This window comes from Sphaerisporangium sp. NPDC088356 (genome assembly GCF_040685555.1).
Classification (GTDB): Bacteria; Actinomycetota; Actinomycetes; order Streptosporangiales; family Streptosporangiaceae; genus Sphaerisporangium.
The window spans coordinates 6,701-23,280 of sequence record NZ_JBFBIK010000015.1; the positions used below are offsets into that span (position 1 = coordinate 6,701).

The 16,580-nt window shown below is 69.7% G+C and carries 15 protein-coding genes; 8 read left to right on the top strand and 7 right to left on the bottom strand.

The annotated features are described in order from the left end of the window. On the bottom strand, window positions 1-493 hold a 493-nt coding region (locus AB0O34_RS08420; RefSeq protein WP_363914061.1), incomplete at its 3' end, for a LysR family transcriptional regulator. 98 nt (window positions 494-591) lie between these two features. On the opposite strand from AB0O34_RS08420, the gene AB0O34_RS08425 reads away from it, so the two are divergent. Beyond that, the gene (locus AB0O34_RS08425; RefSeq protein ID WP_363914063.1) at window positions 592-1,866 is read left to right on the top strand and encodes a pyridoxal phosphate-dependent aminotransferase; all 1,275 of its coding nucleotides are present in this window, start codon (window positions 592-594) and stop codon (window positions 1,864-1,866) included. 163 nt (window positions 1,867-2,029) lie between these two features. Then, the gene (locus AB0O34_RS08430; protein WP_363914065.1) at window positions 2,030-2,674 is read left to right on the top strand and encodes a GNAT family protein; all 645 of its coding nucleotides are present in this window, start codon (window positions 2,030-2,032) and stop codon (window positions 2,672-2,674) included. Window positions 2,675-2,788: 114 nt separating this feature from the next. Here the strand turns inward: AB0O34_RS08430 and AB0O34_RS08435 are convergent, their stop codons facing one another. After that, window positions 2,789-3,277 carry a hypothetical protein gene (locus tag AB0O34_RS08435; RefSeq protein ID WP_363914067.1) on the bottom strand — a complete coding sequence of 163 codons (489 nt, stop codon included), beginning with the start codon at window positions 3,275-3,277 and terminating at the stop codon, window positions 2,789-2,791. Between the two features lie 365 nt (window positions 3,278-3,642). On the opposite strand from AB0O34_RS08435, the gene AB0O34_RS08440 reads away from it, so the two are divergent. Together AB0O34_RS08440 and AB0O34_RS08445 are read left to right on the top strand one after the other, a co-directional pair. Further along, window positions 3,643-6,702: a BTAD domain-containing putative transcriptional regulator gene (locus AB0O34_RS08440; RefSeq protein WP_363914069.1), complete on the top strand. Its 3,060-nt coding sequence runs from the start codon at window positions 3,643-3,645 to the stop codon at window positions 6,700-6,702. A gap of 498 nt (window positions 6,703-7,200) precedes the next feature. After that, window positions 7,201-7,503: a hypothetical protein gene (locus tag AB0O34_RS08445; protein ID WP_363914071.1), complete on the top strand. Its 303-nt coding sequence runs from the start codon at window positions 7,201-7,203 to the stop codon at window positions 7,501-7,503. Between the two features lie 43 nt (window positions 7,504-7,546). On the opposite strand, the gene AB0O34_RS08450 is transcribed toward AB0O34_RS08445, so the two are convergent. The 4 genes from AB0O34_RS08450 to AB0O34_RS08465 form a co-directional block, all read right to left on the bottom strand. After that, window positions 7,547-8,398 (bottom strand): LLM class flavin-dependent oxidoreductase, encoded by an 852-nt coding sequence (locus tag AB0O34_RS08450; RefSeq protein WP_363914073.1) that lies wholly within the window; start codon window positions 8,396-8,398, stop codon window positions 7,547-7,549. A gap of 165 nt (window positions 8,399-8,563) precedes the next feature. Next, the gene (locus tag AB0O34_RS08455; RefSeq protein WP_363914075.1) at window positions 8,564-10,903 is read right to left on the bottom strand and encodes a polysaccharide lyase 8 family protein; all 2,340 of its coding nucleotides are present in this window, start codon (window positions 10,901-10,903) and stop codon (window positions 8,564-8,566) included. Window positions 10,904-10,963: 60 nt separating this feature from the next. Then, window positions 10,964-11,554 carry a TetR/AcrR family transcriptional regulator gene (locus AB0O34_RS08460; protein ID WP_363914077.1) on the bottom strand — a complete coding sequence of 197 codons (591 nt, stop codon included), beginning with the start codon at window positions 11,552-11,554 and terminating at the stop codon, window positions 10,964-10,966. 129 nt (window positions 11,555-11,683) lie between these two features. Beyond that, window positions 11,684-12,220 (bottom strand): GNAT family N-acetyltransferase, encoded by a 537-nt coding sequence (locus AB0O34_RS08465; RefSeq protein ID WP_363914079.1) that lies wholly within the window; start codon window positions 12,218-12,220, stop codon window positions 11,684-11,686. Window positions 12,221-12,285: 65 nt separating this feature from the next. Between AB0O34_RS08465 and AB0O34_RS08470 the strand changes: the two genes are divergently transcribed. After that, a complete protein-coding gene (locus AB0O34_RS08470) occupies window positions 12,286-12,780 on the top strand; it encodes a helix-turn-helix domain-containing protein (protein WP_363914081.1) in 495 nt (164 codons plus the stop codon). Window positions 12,781-12,788: 8 nt separating this feature from the next. On the opposite strand, the gene AB0O34_RS08475 is transcribed toward AB0O34_RS08470, so the two are convergent. Continuing rightward, the gene (locus AB0O34_RS08475) at window positions 12,789-13,439 is read right to left on the bottom strand and encodes a VC0807 family protein (protein WP_363914083.1); all 651 of its coding nucleotides are present in this window, start codon (window positions 13,437-13,439) and stop codon (window positions 12,789-12,791) included. A 251-nt stretch (window positions 13,440-13,690) separates the two neighbouring features. Here AB0O34_RS08475 and AB0O34_RS08480 point away from each other — a divergent pair, with 251 nt between their 5' ends. From AB0O34_RS08480 to AB0O34_RS08490, 3 genes are all read left to right on the top strand, one after another. After that, a complete protein-coding gene (locus AB0O34_RS08480; protein ID WP_363914085.1) occupies window positions 13,691-14,527 on the top strand; it encodes an SURF1 family protein in 837 nt (278 codons plus the stop codon). Between the two features lie 74 nt (window positions 14,528-14,601). Next, the gene (locus AB0O34_RS08485) at window positions 14,602-15,180 is read left to right on the top strand and encodes a putative glycolipid-binding domain-containing protein (protein ID WP_363914087.1); all 579 of its coding nucleotides are present in this window, start codon (window positions 14,602-14,604) and stop codon (window positions 15,178-15,180) included. Window positions 15,181-15,316: 136 nt separating this feature from the next. Further along, window positions 15,317-16,513, top strand: coding sequence for an amidohydrolase family protein (locus tag AB0O34_RS08490; RefSeq protein WP_363914089.1), 1,197 nt, complete (start codon window positions 15,317-15,319; stop codon window positions 16,511-16,513). Window positions 16,514-16,580: the final 67 nt, after the last annotated feature.

The following is a 16,580-nucleotide window of genomic DNA, read 5'->3' on the forward strand; positions in this document are numbered from 1 at the left end:
GGTTTCGGCGCGCACGACGGTGGGACGTACGGGTTTCCGGCACGCATGACGTGGGATGTAACGGTTTCCGGCACGTACTACTCGGCGGAGAACCGCACCGGCGCGAGGTCGGCGGCCAGGTAGCGCGCCGCCACGTGCAAGGCCCGCAGCGTCGCGGCCACGGACGGGCCGGGGCGAACGCCACCGCGGCCGTCGGGAAGGCGGTCACGACGACGCGGCCCGAAGGAGTGGCAGCGTGGGCGGACAGGTCGGACTCGGCCGTCTCCACCATGGCGAGGATCCGCTCGGCGTGCTCGACCAGACGGTGCCCCGCCTCCGTGAGCTCGGCACTTCGGGACGTACGGTCCAGCAGAACCGAGCCCGCCTCGCGTTCCAGGGCCGCCAGTTGCTGGGAGACAGCCGACGCGCTGTACCCGAGCGAGGCGGCGGTCGCGGCGATGCTCCCTCTGCGCGCGAACTCGCAGAGCAATGCCAGGCGCCGGAGGTGGAGCATCGGTTCTCCTTATGGTCACCCACGAAAAGCCTCGCTTGTACTGATGGGTGTACCCGCTCAAGCTTGGGGACGTTCCCTCGGACCAGGAGGTTACGACCATGAACATCACGCTTTCTGCCACTCTGGCGGCCAATGAGGACATTGCCCGAAGACGTCGCGCCGGGCAGCGGGTCCTGAACCTCGCCTTCGGCGAGGCCGGCTTACCCGTCCACCCGGCACTGCGCGAGCGCCTCGCCGAGGCCTCACGAGAGAACGGCTACGGACCCGTCGCGGGCGCCCTCGGCCTGCGCGAGGCGGCGGCGGGGTACTGGGCCCGCCGCGGGCTGCCCACCGATCCCGAATCGGTCGTCTGCGGCCCCGGAAGCAAGCCCCTGCTCTACGCGCTCCTGCTCGCGATCGGCGGCGACATCGTGCTGCCGATGCCGAGCTGGGTGAGCTACGCGGCCCAGGCCGAGCTCGCCGGCGTCCGCCCGATCCTCGTACCGGCGCCTCCCGGCGAGGGGGGGACGCCGGACCCCGACCAGGTGGTGGGCGCGGTGCTCCATGCGCGCGCTCAGGGCCGTACGGTCAACACGATCCTGCTGACGCTGCCCGACAACCCGACGGGCAGGCTGGCGGCCCCGGAGACCGTCACCCGCCTCGTGCGGATCGCCCGCGGCCTGGACCTGATGATCATCTCGGACGAGATCTACCGCGACCTCGTCCACGACGAGAACGCGGCGTTCCTGAGCCCGGCCGACATCGCACCCGAGCGGACCGTCGTCACCAGCGGGCTGAGCAAGAGCCTCGCGATCGGCGGGTGGCGCATCGGGGTGGCTCGGCTCACCTCGGCGCCCCTGCGCGACAGGCTCCTCGCCATCGCCTCCGAGATCTGGTCGAGCCCGGCCACCCCGGTGCAGCAGGCGGCGGCGTACGCGTACACCGAGCCGCCCGAGCTGGTCGAGCGCGTCACCGCGAGCAGGAGGCTTCACGGCACCGTGGCGCGCGCGGTGGCCGACCGGTTCGCGAGGGCGGGCGCCCACCTGGCGTACCCGCAGGGAGGGTTCTACCTCTACCCCGACCTCGCGCCCCTGCGGCGGTTCGCCACCTCCGCCGAGCTCGCCTCGACCCTGCTCGACGAGTACGGGGTGGGCGTGCTTCCCGGGTCGGCGTTCGGTGACGCGCCCGGGAACCACCGCGTGCGGGTCGCCACCAGCCTCCTGTACGGGGAGGGCGAGGAGCAACGGCTGGCCACGCTGGACGCCGAGCGACCCCTCGATCTGCCATGGGTGGCGGCCTCTCTCGGGCACCTGGAAGAGGCCCTCGCGGGGTTCACGGAAAGGAGGCGATTCGCCGCCTGGATGCCCGGCTCGCTGGCCCCGGTGACCCCGTGATCGACATTACCGAACCTTTACCGTTCGCCCCCTGTGGGCGACGACCACAATCACCCGCCTGACCTGTGGTTTCATGCCCGGGATCACTGCCCTCCCGGACGCCCGCCAAGATGTTCCATCCGATTTGGCGCAGTGTCTAGAACAGAGCCCTCATCATGTGCTCATGCCCGCTTTTGTCACCCTGTCCGGGCGCTCCGTGCGCCTGGAACCTCTCAGCCACGCGGTGGTCGACGACCTGGTCTCCGCGGCGAGTGAAGACCGCTCCACGTATGCCTTCACCCGCGTTCCCGTTGGCCGGGAAGAGATGACCTCGTACGTCGAGGCGGCTCTGGCTGAGCAGGCGGAGGGCCGCACTGTGCCCTTCGCCATCCGGTGGCTGCACACCGACAGAATCGTCGGTGCCACCCGTCTCATGCACCTGGAGTACTGGCAGGGACCCCTGCCCTGGCCTCCCGGCGCGCGGGGCGTGGTGGGCGAGGTCCCGTCCGTGGCGGACATCGGTTACACCTGGCTGGCCGCATCGGCCCAGGGCACCAGCGTGAACCGGGAGAGCAAGTACCTCATGCTCTCGCTCGCCTTCGAGACCTGGCAGGTCCACCGCATCACCCTGAAGGCGGACGTACGCAACGTACGTTCCCGGGCCGCCATCGAGGCCCTCGGCGCACACCTCGACGGGGTGCGGCGGGCGGACAGCCGAGGCGCCGACGACACGGTCCGAGATACCGCCTACTACTCCATCCTCAGTACCGAATGGCCGCAGGTCCGAGAACGGATGCACGCGAGGCTCGGCCTCGTGGAAGCGGCGTGAGGTCCCCGTTCCTTCTATGAACCCATGGAACAGACAGCCCGCCCGGAGGCCTTCGCGGCTTCCGGGCGGGCTGTCCTGTTTTGGTGTTGATACAGCTGGGTTCAGCGATGAGGATTACTCGTCGCTGTCGGCCTCGTAGATGTAGTCCCAGCGGCCGCAGTACTTCTTCTTGGCCTGGTGGTTGTCGTAGTAGCAGACCCGGACCTGGATGTTGTCGACGTCGTCCTCGGAGAAGTGGAAGTAGCGGTAGCCGCTGGAGCCGCACTTCTTGGCCCAGTAGGTCGAGTCGTCGCCGTCCTGGTCCTCGAACTTGACCTGGACATAGCCGCACAGCCAGTTCGGGGAGTACTTGTCGTACAGCTTGCCCTCGACGTGGAAGCTTCCGTCGTTGTCCTCGTAGACGTGACCCTTGGCCTTGGCACGCGAGCCGTTGAAGTACTTGGAGTAGTTGTAGCCCCAGAAGTCGTCGAAGTCGAGACTGGCGGCGGACGCGGTCTTCGTGGTGGTCGCCGCGCTGGCCGAGGAGGCCACGGCGGGAATTCCAACGACGAGGACGGCGGAGGCGGCGGCGAGGCCGAGCATGGTGCGGATCGAGCGATGCATGGTGGTTCTCCTGAAATGAGGGGCTCCCCGGATTCCTGGCTGCCCGGGGCTTATGTCCAAGTGATAGAACCCATCGCCTGCAGGATGCTTACAACGGCCTTACCTTCGCCTGCAAGGCGCTTGAGCCTGGCCCCGCCGGACCTGGTGACGAGCACCCGATCCGGCATCGCCTGCCGACGTCTTACGTGACCGCCCCCGCTCCGGGGCCACGCTCAACTGGTCTCAGCATGGGCCCGTGCGTTCAACGCCAGATCAACGGGGAATCGACGCGCGGATTAACGTCAAGTCACTCGCATAGGGCAGAAAGCATCCGGGGAACTATCATTTGCCTATAAAACTTTGTTTAAGGGTGGGGTATTAGGAAAATGGCTGGTCAAGGCACTGAGGCTGGCCTGCGTTTCGCCGTACTGGGACCGGTCCAGGCGTGGCTGGACGGCCGGGAGGTGGAGCTCGGCACGCCTCTGCAACGGTCCATCCTGACCATGCTGCTGCTCCGCGAGGGCCGCGCGGTGACTCCGATGGAGATGATCGACGCCGTCTGGGGGGAGGACGCGCCGCCGCGGGCGCTGGGCGCGCTGCGCACGTACGTCTCCCGGCTGCGTGCCGTGCTGGAGCCCGACCGCTCGCCTCGCATGCGTCCCGAGCTGCTCACCTCGGTCGGGCGAGGCTACGCTCTCCGGCTCGCGCCGGGCGCCCTCGACCTCGCCGTGTTCGAGCGCCGCGTCGCCGACGCCGAGGTACAGCGCAAGGCGGGCGATCTGGCGGGCGCCGCCGATACCGTACGCGAGGCCCTGGCCATGTGGTCGGGTGAGCCACTCGCCGGCGCCGTCGGGCCGTACGTCGAGAGCCAGCGGGGCAGGCTCGTCGAGCGCCGCGTCGGCGTCGTCGAGACCCTGATGGAGCTCGACCTGGAGCTCGGACGGCACGCCGACGTCATCCCCGAGCTGATCTCGCTGACGGCCGAGCACCCGCTCAGGGAACGGCTGCGCGGGCAGCTCATGCTCGCCTACTACCGCTGCGGCCGGCAGGGCGACGCGCTCACCGTGTTCACCGACACCCGGCACGCGCTCGTCGAGGAGCTGGGCATCGACCCGGGCCCCGAGCTCGCGTCCCTCCACCAGCGCATCCTCGCCGCCGATCCCCAGCTCGCGTGGACGCGGGCCGAGCCCGTACGGCGAGCGGCCGGGGACGACGGGGATGCAGGAGCGCACCGCGAGGCCGGGCACGGCTCCGGCGGGCCGGGCGAGGGGGCCGGCACCGGCACGGAGGAGGCCGAGCACGAGGCGCTCCACGAGATGCCACGGCCGGCGCAGCTTCCCGCCGCGGTGAACGACTTCACCGGCCGCAGGGAGGTCGTCAACCGGCTGCGCACGCTGCTGAGCAGCGTCAGCGGCGGCGAAGGCGTGCCGGTCGCGGCCGTGTCGGGCATCGGCGGGGTCGGCAAGACGACCCTGGCCGTGCACGTGGCGCACTCCATGCACGAGGTGTTCCCCGACGGCCAGCTCTACGCCGACCTCCGCGGGTACGGCGAGGAGCCGACTGCTCCGGAGTCCGTGCTCGCGGCGTTCCTGCGCGCCCTCGGCATCCCCGTCGACGTCATCCCCGACGGCCTGTCCGAGCGAGGCGCGCTGTTCCGGTCGCTGCTCGCCGAGCGGCGCATGATCGTCCTGCTCGACAACGCCCGCGACGCCGAGCAGGTGGAGCACCTCCTGCCGGGCACCGCGGGCTGCGCGGCCATCATCACAAGCCGGGTCAAGTTGGCGGACCTGCCCTCGGCCCGGCTGCTCGACCTCGAGGTCATGGAGCCCGAGGAGGCCCTGAGCCTGTTCTCGGCCGTCGCCGGCCCTGAGCGCGTGGCCGTCGAGCGCGCCGCGGCCATGGACGTGGTGGCGATATGCGGATTCCTGCCGCTCGCCGTCCGCATCGTGGCCGCCAGACTCGCGGCGAGGCCGTCGTGGACGGTGGCCTCCCTCTCGCCCCGGCTCGCCGACGAGCGACGCCGCCTGGACGAGATGCGCATCGGCCACCTCGCCGTGGACGCCACCTTCTCGCTCGGCTACGGCCACCTCGAACCGGGACAGGCCCGCGCGTTCCGGTTGCTGTCCCTGCCGAATGGGCCGGACATCTCGGTGCAGGCGGCCGCGGCCGTGCTGTCGCTGAGCGCGATCGAGACCGAGGACATGCTGGAGTCCCTGGTCGACGTCAGCCTGCTGGAGGCTCCCGCTCCCGGCCGCTACCGCTTCCACGACCTGCTCCGGCTCTTCGCGCGCAAGCAGGCGGAGGTGAGCGAGGATCCGACCGCCGGCGTGCTCGCGTTGCGTCGGCTGCTCGGGTTCTACCTGGCGTCGGCTCAGGCGGCGCACCGGCTCGCGTACGAAGGCAGCGTGATCTCCGAGCACCTCGTTTCCACGGGTATCACCGGACGAGGCTTCGCGGGCGCCGACGAGGCCGTGGCCTGGCTCACCGTCGAGGCCGAGGCGCTGTTCGCCGCGATCGGGCAGATGGCCGAGGCCGACCCGACCTCCGAGATCCTGCTGCCCGCCGCGGACCTGCTCCTCGCCATGGAGCCGCTGCTGGAGTCGGGGGCGTACGTCCGCGAGTTCGCCGGCCGTACGGGCGCGGTGCTGGCGACCGCCCAGGCCATCGGCGACAAGTCCAGCGAGCTGCGCTGCCGGTACGTCCTCGGGCGGGTCATGTTCGGGTCCAACCGGCTCAGCGACGCCGAGGAGCAGTTCCGCGCCGCCCTCGAACTGGCCGGGACAACCGGCGACCGCATCGTCACCGGCGAGATCTTCAACGCGCTCGCGGTCGTCGCCGGACGCCGGCGGCGGCACGAGGAGGCTCTGACCTGGTTCGACTCCGCGCTCAAGGCGTACAGGGAGATCGGCGCCGCCGCCGGAGAGGCGCTCGTGGCAAGCTACTCCGCCCGTGACCATCTGGGGCTCGGCCATCCGGAGGAGGCGATCGCCGCCGCCGAACGCGGCCTGGCGATCTTCTCCGAGCTGGGCAGCGGGGCGGGCACGGCCCGCGCGCGCTACCACCTCGGCATCGTCCTGTCCCGGGTCGGACGGCTCACCGAGGCGGTCGTCCATCACGCCGAGTGCCTCGACTTCTTCCGCGCCGGCAACCAGAAGGTGTGGGAGCAGCGGGTGTGCTGCAGGCTGGCGGAGACGTTCATCACCGCTGGGCGCTACCAGGACGCGGCGCGGCACGCCGAGCAGGCGCTCACGCTGAGCAGGGAGATCGGCCATCCGTACGGCGAGGCGTTGTCGCTGATGGTGTTAGGCCGGGCCCTCGCCGGGCTGGGCAGTGTCCGGCGGAGCGGCGACTGCCTCAAGCGTGCGCTCGACATCTTCACCCGCCTCGGATCCCCCGAGGCCGACGACCTGCGCGCCCTGCTGAAGCTCGACCAGGTCAGCGATTAGCTCCCGCACGTCGTAGGAGGGGTCGTCGTCCAATCGCGTCATCCATACGTGGTTGATCACTTATGGTCACCATGTCCCGTTCGAGCCCTCGATTTGGGGACTTATGAATTGAGGTTGATTTGAAGTGATTTTAAATTTTTATGAGTGCTTATAACTGCCCGGCCGGTCGTCTGGCCGCCGCTCGGCGCCGGGGGGCCCGGTGTCTGCCGGAGGCGCCTCGCGGCGACCGGCCGCCTTACGATGACGACCGGCCGGACGTTGACACGGACCTCGAACCCCCCAAGCTCCGTGCCCACATCCACAGCTTTCCGCCTGGCGTTCAACTTCCGATCAACGCCGGATCAACACCAAAAAATTACGACAAAGCAGCAGGTAGAACAGTGATTCAATGAGCTGGAGCGCCGGGAACTCAAGTCGTTCGCAAGTTACGGTTAAGCGGGTACAGATACGACTGGGGCGTACGCCACCCGCACCAGATGTTCCAAGGAGCGGATCTCGATGCTGATCCCGTGCTTCGCATGTGAGTCCAGATTCCAGCCGGACGAATATTTTCCCGCCTGCCACGACTACAACCGCGGCATGGATCTGGTCGCATGGACCTGCCCGAGCTGCGGCAACCGAGATGACCTGAGAGTCATGCCCGGGGCGATCGGCTTCGGCTATCCGCGCCGCGGGCGCTTCGACGTCCAGGACCGCTTCCAGGTCCCCGGCCTGCGCCGCCAGCGGCAGGATCTACGCCTCGACATCACCCTCGACCAGGAGGTCTGGCGCGTCCCCACCCGCCTCCGCCAGCTGGCCTAGCGGCTCACTCCGCGGTCCCCGAAATGGGCCGCCTTCAGGAAGGTCAGGGCACCGTGTCGGCTATGCGATCTATCTGGTCCATGTCGGAGGACCAGCAGTAGAGCATCACCTCGTCGGCGCCGGCGTCGGTGAAGCCCGTGACGGACCGGCGGATCGCTTCCGGTGTGGTGAGCATCCTTTGGACGATCTTGTCGGTGTAGTCGACGAAGTCGTAGTACGCGCTGATGGCCCGGCGCGCCTCCTGTACGACGGGTTCCGGGCCGAGGGCGGCGTTGGCCTGGGCGACGAGGCGCGGGCGGCCGGCACGCCCGGCGACCTGCCACGATCTCTCGACGGTACGGAAGAACCTGCCCATCTCCTCCGGTGAGAACATCGAGCCGAGGAATCCGTCACCCCAGCGGGCGATGCGATCGGCGGTGGCCGGGACGAAGCCTCCGAACAGCACCTCAGGGCCACCTTGCCGAGCCGGTGCGGGCCCGATCGGTCCGATGCCGTCGCCGTACGGCTCGCCCGACCAGACGCGTCGCAGGGTCGCCATCTGCTCGTCGAGACGACGGCCGCGACGCCGGTACTCCACACCAGCCGCCCTGAAGTCGTCCTCCCGGACCCCGACCCCGACCCCGAGCGTGAACCGGCCACCGGAGATGCGATCGAGTGTCGCGGTCTCCTTGGCGAGCAGGGCCGTCTGACGCAGCGGCGCGACCAGCACTTCCGTCATCACCCGGACCCGCGAGGTGGCTCCGGCGATGGCCGCCAGGGTCGCCAGCGGTTCGGGGTTGTCGTACACGATGCGATCGAGCAGGCCGAGCGTGGTGAACGGACCGGCCTCGGCGCGCCGAGCCCACGTCAGCAAGGAGTCGGGTTCGCCGATCGGCAGGCCGAGACCTACGTTCATCAGCCGTTCTCCCGTCCTCGATGGGCATTCCTCGGAGACCATGATCGGCGGGATACGCCACTCTAAGCGGGCTCCGCCGACCCTGCGCAAGGGCTCGCCGGGGCAGAGGAAATGCCAGGCCGGCCAATGACTACCGAGCCATACGGTCACCGCCGACCGAACCCATCAGCCGAGCCTTACGGTGACCGTCTGTGAGCCGCCGCCTCGGTCCGACAGGCGGCCGAAGGTGAGGGTGAGGTTCGTGCCGGTCGTGGTGCTCGTCAGGAGTGGGTGGCCGTGGAGGATCTCGGTCACCGGCCGGTTCCAGGTCACGGTGAGCGCGCTGAGGTCGCGCCGGGGGTCCGACACGGTCAGCGTGGCCGTGCCGTCGCCCTTCTCCCTGACGAGCACCGCGCACGGGGCGGAGGCCGTGAGGCCGCCGGCGGCTCCGTCGTTCCAGAAGTTGACGGCGGTGATCCCGAGCGACGGCACCTGGACACCCTGCCGGCGGCCGGTGTTGACGAGCACGCGCGCCCAGCCGAGGTCTGCGGCGCGAGCCCGGGTCTCCGCCAGGCTCGCGCCCGGTAGGAGCAGGTAGACATAACCGGCCGAACGGGGGTCGACCCCGTGATCGAGCCACAGGGTCGTATAAGCCCGGGTAACAGGATCCGGGCCTCGGGTCACCGGACCCGAGCCTCCGGTCAGCGGGCCCGAGCTCTGGGTCACCGCGGCTGAGCCGGCGGTGCGTTTCTCGCGCAGCACGTTCAGGCGGGGGCAGGCTGGCACGACATAGCCGCCATGTCCCTCTATATGCGCCCAACCCGCCTCGTGGTCCACGGTGAGCAGCGCGTCCGTCCGGCGGTTGTCCACGATGGTCTCGACCGGCACACCGTCCCGGCCGCTGATCGCGGCGCCCAGGCACACCACCGCGTCGTCGAGGAAGAACCACGACTTGAAGGCCTCCATCGTGCTCTCGAAGCCGTTCAGGTGCTGGCCGACCGTCGCGTACATGCCGTCGGTCGCGCCGCCCACCCAGCGGGCCGGCGGGCAGGTGTCGCCCCATGCCTCACCGGCGCCGTCGGCCAGCCGCCGGGTGGAGACGGTCGTGCCGGGCAGGCGGTAGGGGTCGACAGTGGGCCAGAAGGAGTCGGAATACTGGTCGCCGTGGCCCTCGGCCCACCAGTAGAGCATCCCCGAGCCGGTGTGCCAGCCGCGGAGGTTCTCGCCGTTGCCGTGCTCGTAGTGACCGATGCGGTAGGAGGCCATGCTGAGCCCCGCGCACCACCCCGGCCTGCGGTGGACGGCGCGGGCGCCCATCGCCGGCAAGCGGTGCCCCACGGGTTCGTCGGCAGCGGGGATCGCGTCGTCGTCCATGATGGCGGCGAGGCGGGCGTGGAACGCCAGATCGTCGCCCTCGGCCGCCTTGAGCATGGGCTCGCAGGTGTCGCGCAACGCCCACCCCTTGACCATGCCCTTCCATCGGGCCCGCTCGGCGGCGGACGCCGTGTCGCCCAGCAGCAGGATCGAGGAGGCGATCTCCCGCCCCCTCCTGTGGTCACCGTACGGCTGCCGGCCGACCCCCCGGCCGCGGACCAGGTCCATGCAGAAGCCGTCGTGGACGAATGGGGCGAACGACCTCTCCACCATGTCGTAGATGTTCTGGTGCCGGATCTCCCACGGCGAGCCGCGCAGCACCGCGAACAGCGTCGCGAGCCCGGACAGCAGCGACGCCCCGTACGCGCCCTGATAGGGGATGGACGTGTGCTGGATGAACGAGCCGTCCCGGTAGAACCCGTCGCCCTCGGAGACGTAGGGGAAGACCGGGGAGAGCGCCGAGACGGCCAGCACGGCCTTCCGCGGGTCGGAGGTGAGGATGGCGCGCAGCAGCGTCACCACGCACAGGTCCACGCGGTTGGCCCCGGTGCTGGTGCCGCTGTAGTCGTCCAGGCGGCACTCGGGGACGAAGTGGTCCACCGCATCCCTTAGCGCCTCGCTCTGCGGGCCGGTCAGGTGCGATCCGATCAGCACGGCCGCGTCGAGGAGCGTCTTGGGGACGCCGATCTGCCAGTGCCACCAGTTGCCCACCTGGTCGGCGTCCGCGGCGTACACCTGCCGGCGGTAGTGGTCGACGCCGGTGGCGACGGCGTGGGCCAGCTTCGCGTCGCCGGTCAGGCCGGTGCCCGGCAGGACGTACGCGCGGGCCATGGACAGCAGCCGCTTGGGGGTGGCGACGAACGAGGGGAACGCGAGATCGGGCCAGAGCGACGCGCCGGCCGGCGCCATGGTGTCCCGGTATCCGGCCGCCGTCGTCCCCAGCCTGGCCAGCCGGGTGCGGTACGGCTCGGCCGCGGCGTCGAACCCCGACCCCGCCGTCACCTCGCTCCATCGGCGGCGCAGCGAGCTGAAAGAGTCTGTACGGACGTCATCGGTGCCCTGGATCGGCGCCCCAGCGGCCGGGATCAGCGCTCCGGCGGCGGCGGCGACACCGCCGAGCTGGAGGAACAGCCGCCTGGAATACCGATCCACGCATGCATTATGGCGAAGATCAGCGGGTTGCCCTGGTCGATCCAGACACCTGGATACGGGTCAGGCGAGCCGGAGGCTGTGCCAGGCGGCCTCGCAGAGCGCCTGGATCTCCTCTTCGGTCGGCTGGTGGGCGCCGGAGAACCACAGGCGGCACATCTCCGTGGCGGGGCCGAGCCACAGGACGTAACACATCGTGGGGTGCACGGGCCGCAGGATGCCGTCCTTCATGTGGGGGCGCCACCAGTCGGACACCTGGCGGAAGAACGCCCGCCGCGACTCGGCGACCTCGGGACCGCCGGGCTCGTCACGGCGGGGCGGCCGCTCACTGATCAGGATGCGGGCCCGCTCGGGGTGCTCGCCGCACCAGGCCATGTGCATGGCCACGATGGCCTCGATGCCGCCCTGGGCGCTCTCGTGCCGGCACAGCTCGTCGACGAAGGTCTGCTGGTACATGTTCTGGATCTCGGAGTAGAGCACCCCGAACACGTGTTCCTTGCTGGCGAAGTGGTGGTAGAAGCTTCCGACGCTGACCCCGCTCTCCTCGCGGAGGCTGGCGAGCGTGGTGGATGAGACCCCGTCCTGGCTGAAGCGGCGCAGGGCACCCTCGATGATCCTGGTGCGGCCGTCTCGTCCGTTCTTCGCGCTCTTCACACTGTCAATGGTGACTCAACAGAACCTTATTCTGCAAACTCCAGCGCTAATTCATCCTAACGACCTTCACGACCACGGGTGTCGCACAGGATCAGCCACATTCCCGAATCACATTCGAAAAGGGCGACGTCAACGGCGGCCGGGGTTGCCGGGCAACGCGCCGATCGGGGCGAGAACCTCGACCGTGCCGGATTCGACGCGCATCTCGGCGTCCGGCCACCAGCGCTTGATGATCGAGAGGACCTTGCGGTTCTCTCCCATGACGTCCATTCCGACGGAGACCGCGCCTCGCGCGACGGCCCGCCGCAGCAGCTTCCGTACGAGACGCGAGCCGAGCCCCACGCCCTGCCACTCGTCCGCGACCACCACGGCGATCTCGGTGGCGTCGGCCCGCCTGAAGCTCATCGCGTGGCCGATGACCCGGTCGTCGCCGTCCACGGCCAGCAGGACGTCACGGCGGTCGTCCATCGCGATCAGCGCACTGACCAGGCGCCGGTTCGGCCGCGTCAGCCCGGCGAAGAAGCGCAGGGTCTGGCTCCTGAGGGAGAGGCCCTCGACGAACGACCTGACCCTCTGCTCGTCGTCCATCCGCGCGGGCCGGATCTCGACCGACGGGACGGGCACATCGGTGGAGACCTGGGAGATCGCCACCTGAGTTCGTGTCATGGACTCAGCCTTCCCGGCCCAGCTGAGTCTGTCAACTAGACTTAGCGACGGTGGAGGGACGAAAAATGAGCGCCTACGATGCCTTCATGAGCGAGCCGAACCCCTACAGGGTGGAGAACTGCTCGATCGAGCGCACGCTCGCGATCCTCGGCGAGAAGTGGACTTTCCTCGTGCTGAGAGAGGCTTTCAACGGGGTGCGCAGGTTCGCCGACATGCAGGCCGGCACTGGGGCGCCCCGGCAGGTGCTCAGCGCCCGGCTGGCGAGGCTGGTGGAGGAGGGCCTGCTGCGCAAGGTTCCCTATCGCGAGCCAGGCAGCCGCAGGCGTGACGAGTACCGCCTCACGCAGAAGGGCCTCGACCTCTATCCGATCATGGTCAGCCTCATGCACTGGGGCGACCGCTACCTGGCCGACCAGGAGGGCCCGCCGGTGATCCTCACCCACCGCGACTGTGGTTCACCCATCGACGTGCACCTGATCTGCGACGAGGGCCACGAGGTGCCCTCACCCCGCCAGGTCACCCCGAGGCCGGGCCCGGGCGCCCGGCGGCTGGCCGGCTGAACCGCACCTCAGTGCTTCTGCACGGCCTGGAGGACCCGCCTGAAGGCGAGCAGTGAGGCCAGGGCGGCCAGCACCATGAGCACGGCCACCGCGGCCGTCCTGACGATCAGATACGTCTCGATGGACTCGCTGAACAGCAGCCACAGACTGAGTGACCCGTTGACGAACTGGACAGTGCCCCACAGCAGCGACAGGTGCACGAAGAACCTGCGCATCCGGGGATGGTGGACCAGATGGTCGGGCAGCGGCACCAGATCGGTGGTGACCCGCTCGATCAGCGGTCGCGGCGCGGCGGCGGTGCCGAGGAACGCCAGGCTCGCGCAGAACACCCCGAGGGTCGGCTGCAGGAAGTAGATGACCACGTCCCCGGTGACCAGGGCGAGCGCGGCCCGCACCGTGATCGCCAGCATGGCGAGCAGCACGGTGCCCGGCACCGTCTGGCGCCTGACCAGCCGCAGCGCGACCCCTCCGTACACCCAGGCGACCGCCATGAGCAGGCCGCCGTGAATCCCGGCGACCAGCAGCCCCGCGTAGAACACGGCCACCGGAAGGATCATGCCCTCCAGCACCCGTGGCACCGCGTGCCGGATCAGGACGGGAATCCTGGGCAACACCGGATGCTGCGCGGGCGACGGCAGCACGAAAGAGGGCGCGGTCATATGGAGAGGGCTCCCGAGGGCCAGAGCGAGGTGCCGAAGACGAGTCCCAAACGACCGTACGGCATGCCCCAGCCGTCCGCGAGCGGTTCCACGAGATCATGATCAGCGGCTGGCGACACCTTCACCACCCCCGCCCCCTGCGGCTCCGTACGATCTCCAGAGGCGATGCGCGAGCAGGGTTTCTCGTTACCCGAGGTCCAAGGGCCACAGGCGAGTCACGGACCGCTCACCTGCTTGCCTAGGCTGAGAGCGTGTACCGGTTCCTCCTGACGCCCCGCTGGCTGGCACTTCACGTGCTGGTCCTGGTGCTCATCCCCTCGTTCGTCCTCCTGGGCAGATGGCAGTTCGGGCGCTACGAGCAGAGGTCCACCGCGAGCGACCTGGCGACCGGCAACCTCGCGGCGGCGCCGGTGCCGCTGACCACCCTCGACACCCCCGGCGCGACCGTGCCGGCCTCGGTGAGGTTCCGCCCGGTCACCACGGCCGGCCGCTACGACCCCGCCCACGAGCTGCTCGTACGGCGCCGCACCCAGAACGGCCAGACCGGCTTCTACGTGCTGACTCCGCTGGTCACCGCCGACGGCACCGCCGTCGTGGTCAACCGGGGCTGGGTCAAGATGGGGCCGACCGCGGACTCACCGCCAGAGGTCCCTCCTCCGTCCACCGGTGAGGTAAGTGTCACTGGGCGGCTACGCCAGGCGGAGACCGAGGACAGCACCGGCATCACCGACCGCAGCGGCCTCCCGCCCCGTCAGGTGCTGCTGATCAACACCCCGGACCTCGCCAAGACCATGCCGTACAAGCTGTACGGCGGGTACGTCGAGCTGACCGAACAGCGGCCGGGCGCCGCGACCGCCCCCGAGCCGGTCCCCGACCCCGACGTGGGCGGTGGCGGCGGCCTCAACCTCGCGTACGGGGTGCAGTGGTGGATGTTCATCGGCATCGCCATCGGAGGGTGGATCATGCTGATCCGCCGTGAGGCGCGCGACCTCCAGGCCGAGCGCGAATCCTCGGCCGACGCCGACGCCGACGCCGGTGCCGGTGCCGGTGCCGGTGCCGGTGCCGGTATCCCCGCCCCCGGCCACTGACCACGGCCCCGTACGACCCGTAGCGCCCGTAACGTTTCCCTTGCACAGCTTTGTCGGCGAGATCGGAGGCGTCGGTGACATCGGTGGTCTGGGTGAAGGACGAAGGCGCTGAATACGCCGAGGTGCACCTCGCGGAGGGCCATCTCACGGCGACCGGGGCCGCCATCGGCGCCGATCCCGTTCCCTACCGGCTCGAATACGAGCTGACGACCGGTCCCGAGTACGTGACCGAGGCGCTGGCCGTGCGCTCGTGGGGAGCCGGCTGGTCCCGGACGCTCGATCTGAAACGCGACGGGTCAGGCTCGTGGTCCTGCGCGGCGACGTCGGCCGGAGTCCTCGCGGGCCCCGGCCCCGGCGGCGACCCCGCCGAGCTGGCCGGGGCCCTCGACTGCGACCTCGGGCTGTCGCCCCTGACCAACTCCATGCCCGTGCTGCGCCACGGGATGCTCGCGGGAGGCGCGAGCGTGGACTTCATGATGGCCTGGGTGCGGGTGCCCCACCTCGCGGTGATCCGCTATCCGCAGCGCTATGTCCCGCTACGTCCCGGCGTCGTCCGCTACGAGAGCGAGGGATTCCAGGCGGACCTGTCGTTCGGACCCGAAGGTCTCGTCGGCCGATACCCTGGACTGGCGGAGCAGGTCACCGTCCCATGACCCGTTCTTTGTCGGAAACTTCACCCTATTTGGTAAGCCCCTTAAGCATGTTGGGTGCGGCTCCTCGTATGAACGGATACCAACCGGAGACCTGCCAGCTTGTCTGGTGTTATTCCTGCGGCATACGGTTTTCCCTGTGAACACATCGCTGCCCCCTGACCCCGAGCCGAGGCGGCGAGATTATGTGATCATCAGCGTCGACGATCACCTGATTGAGCCGCCGGATCTGTTCGACGACCGGCTCCCCGAGAAGTACGTCGACCTGGCGCCCAAAGTCGTGGAGACCGAGGCGGGCCATCAGGTGTGGCGGTACGGCGGAGGCACCTACGCGTGCGCCGGCCTCGACGCCGGCGCCGGGCTCCCGCGCGACCAGTGGACACTCGACCCGGTGCGGTTCGAGCAGATGAGGCCCGGCTGCCACGACATCGAGGCCCGCATCCAGGACATGGACATCGCGGGCGTCTGGGCGGCGCTCAGCTTCCCGGGCATGCTGGCGGTGCAGTCGGGCATGGCCTTCGCCAAGACCCGCGACCAAGATCTCGGCCTGGCCCTCACCCAGGCGTGGAACGACTGGCACTGCGACGTCTGGGCCGGCACCTATCCCGAGCGCATCATCGCGCTCCAGCTTCCCTGGCTGCCCGATCCCGAGATCGCGGCCAAGGAGATCCGGGCCAACGCGGCGCGCGGCTTCAAGGCCGTGGTGTTCCCCGAGTTCCCGACCAGGCTGCGGCTGCCGTCCATCCACACCGGCCACTGGGACCCCTTCTTCGCCGCGTGCGAGGAGACGGGCACGGTCGTGTGCCTGCACACCGGCGCCTCGTCGTGGTCGCCGGTGCCCTCACCTGACACCCCCATCGAGGCCATCACCACGATGATCCCGGCGAGCGCGATGTTCGCCTGCGCCGACTGGCTCTGGTCGGGCGTGCCGCTGCGCTTCCCCAAGCTGCGCATCCTCATCGTCGAGGGCGGCGTCGGATGGCTGCCCATGCTGGCCGCCCGCGCCGACTACGCGCTCGACCACCCGGTGGCGGGCGAGGCCACCTGGGAGGGCGGCCTCAAGCCCAGCGAGGTGCTCCGCCGCAACTTCTACTTCGGCACCCTGGACGACTACGCCCTGTCGGGCGTGCGCCTGGCCGTGGGGCTGGAGCACGTGCTGCTCGAAAGCGGCTATCCCCGCTCGGAGTCCACCTGGCCCGACGTGCAGCAGGCGCTGGCGCGCCACCTCGGCAGCCTGCCGCCCGCCGACATCGCCAGGGTCGCGTACGGCAACGCGGCACGTCTTTTCGGGCATCCGCTCCCGTCTCGCGCCTGGCTGCTCAGAGAAGAGCTCTAGGACCCCGCCGCGCACAGGCCTGCACGGCCCTGGGAACGGTCCTGCGCGCACCGGGGCCGGGGAGGGG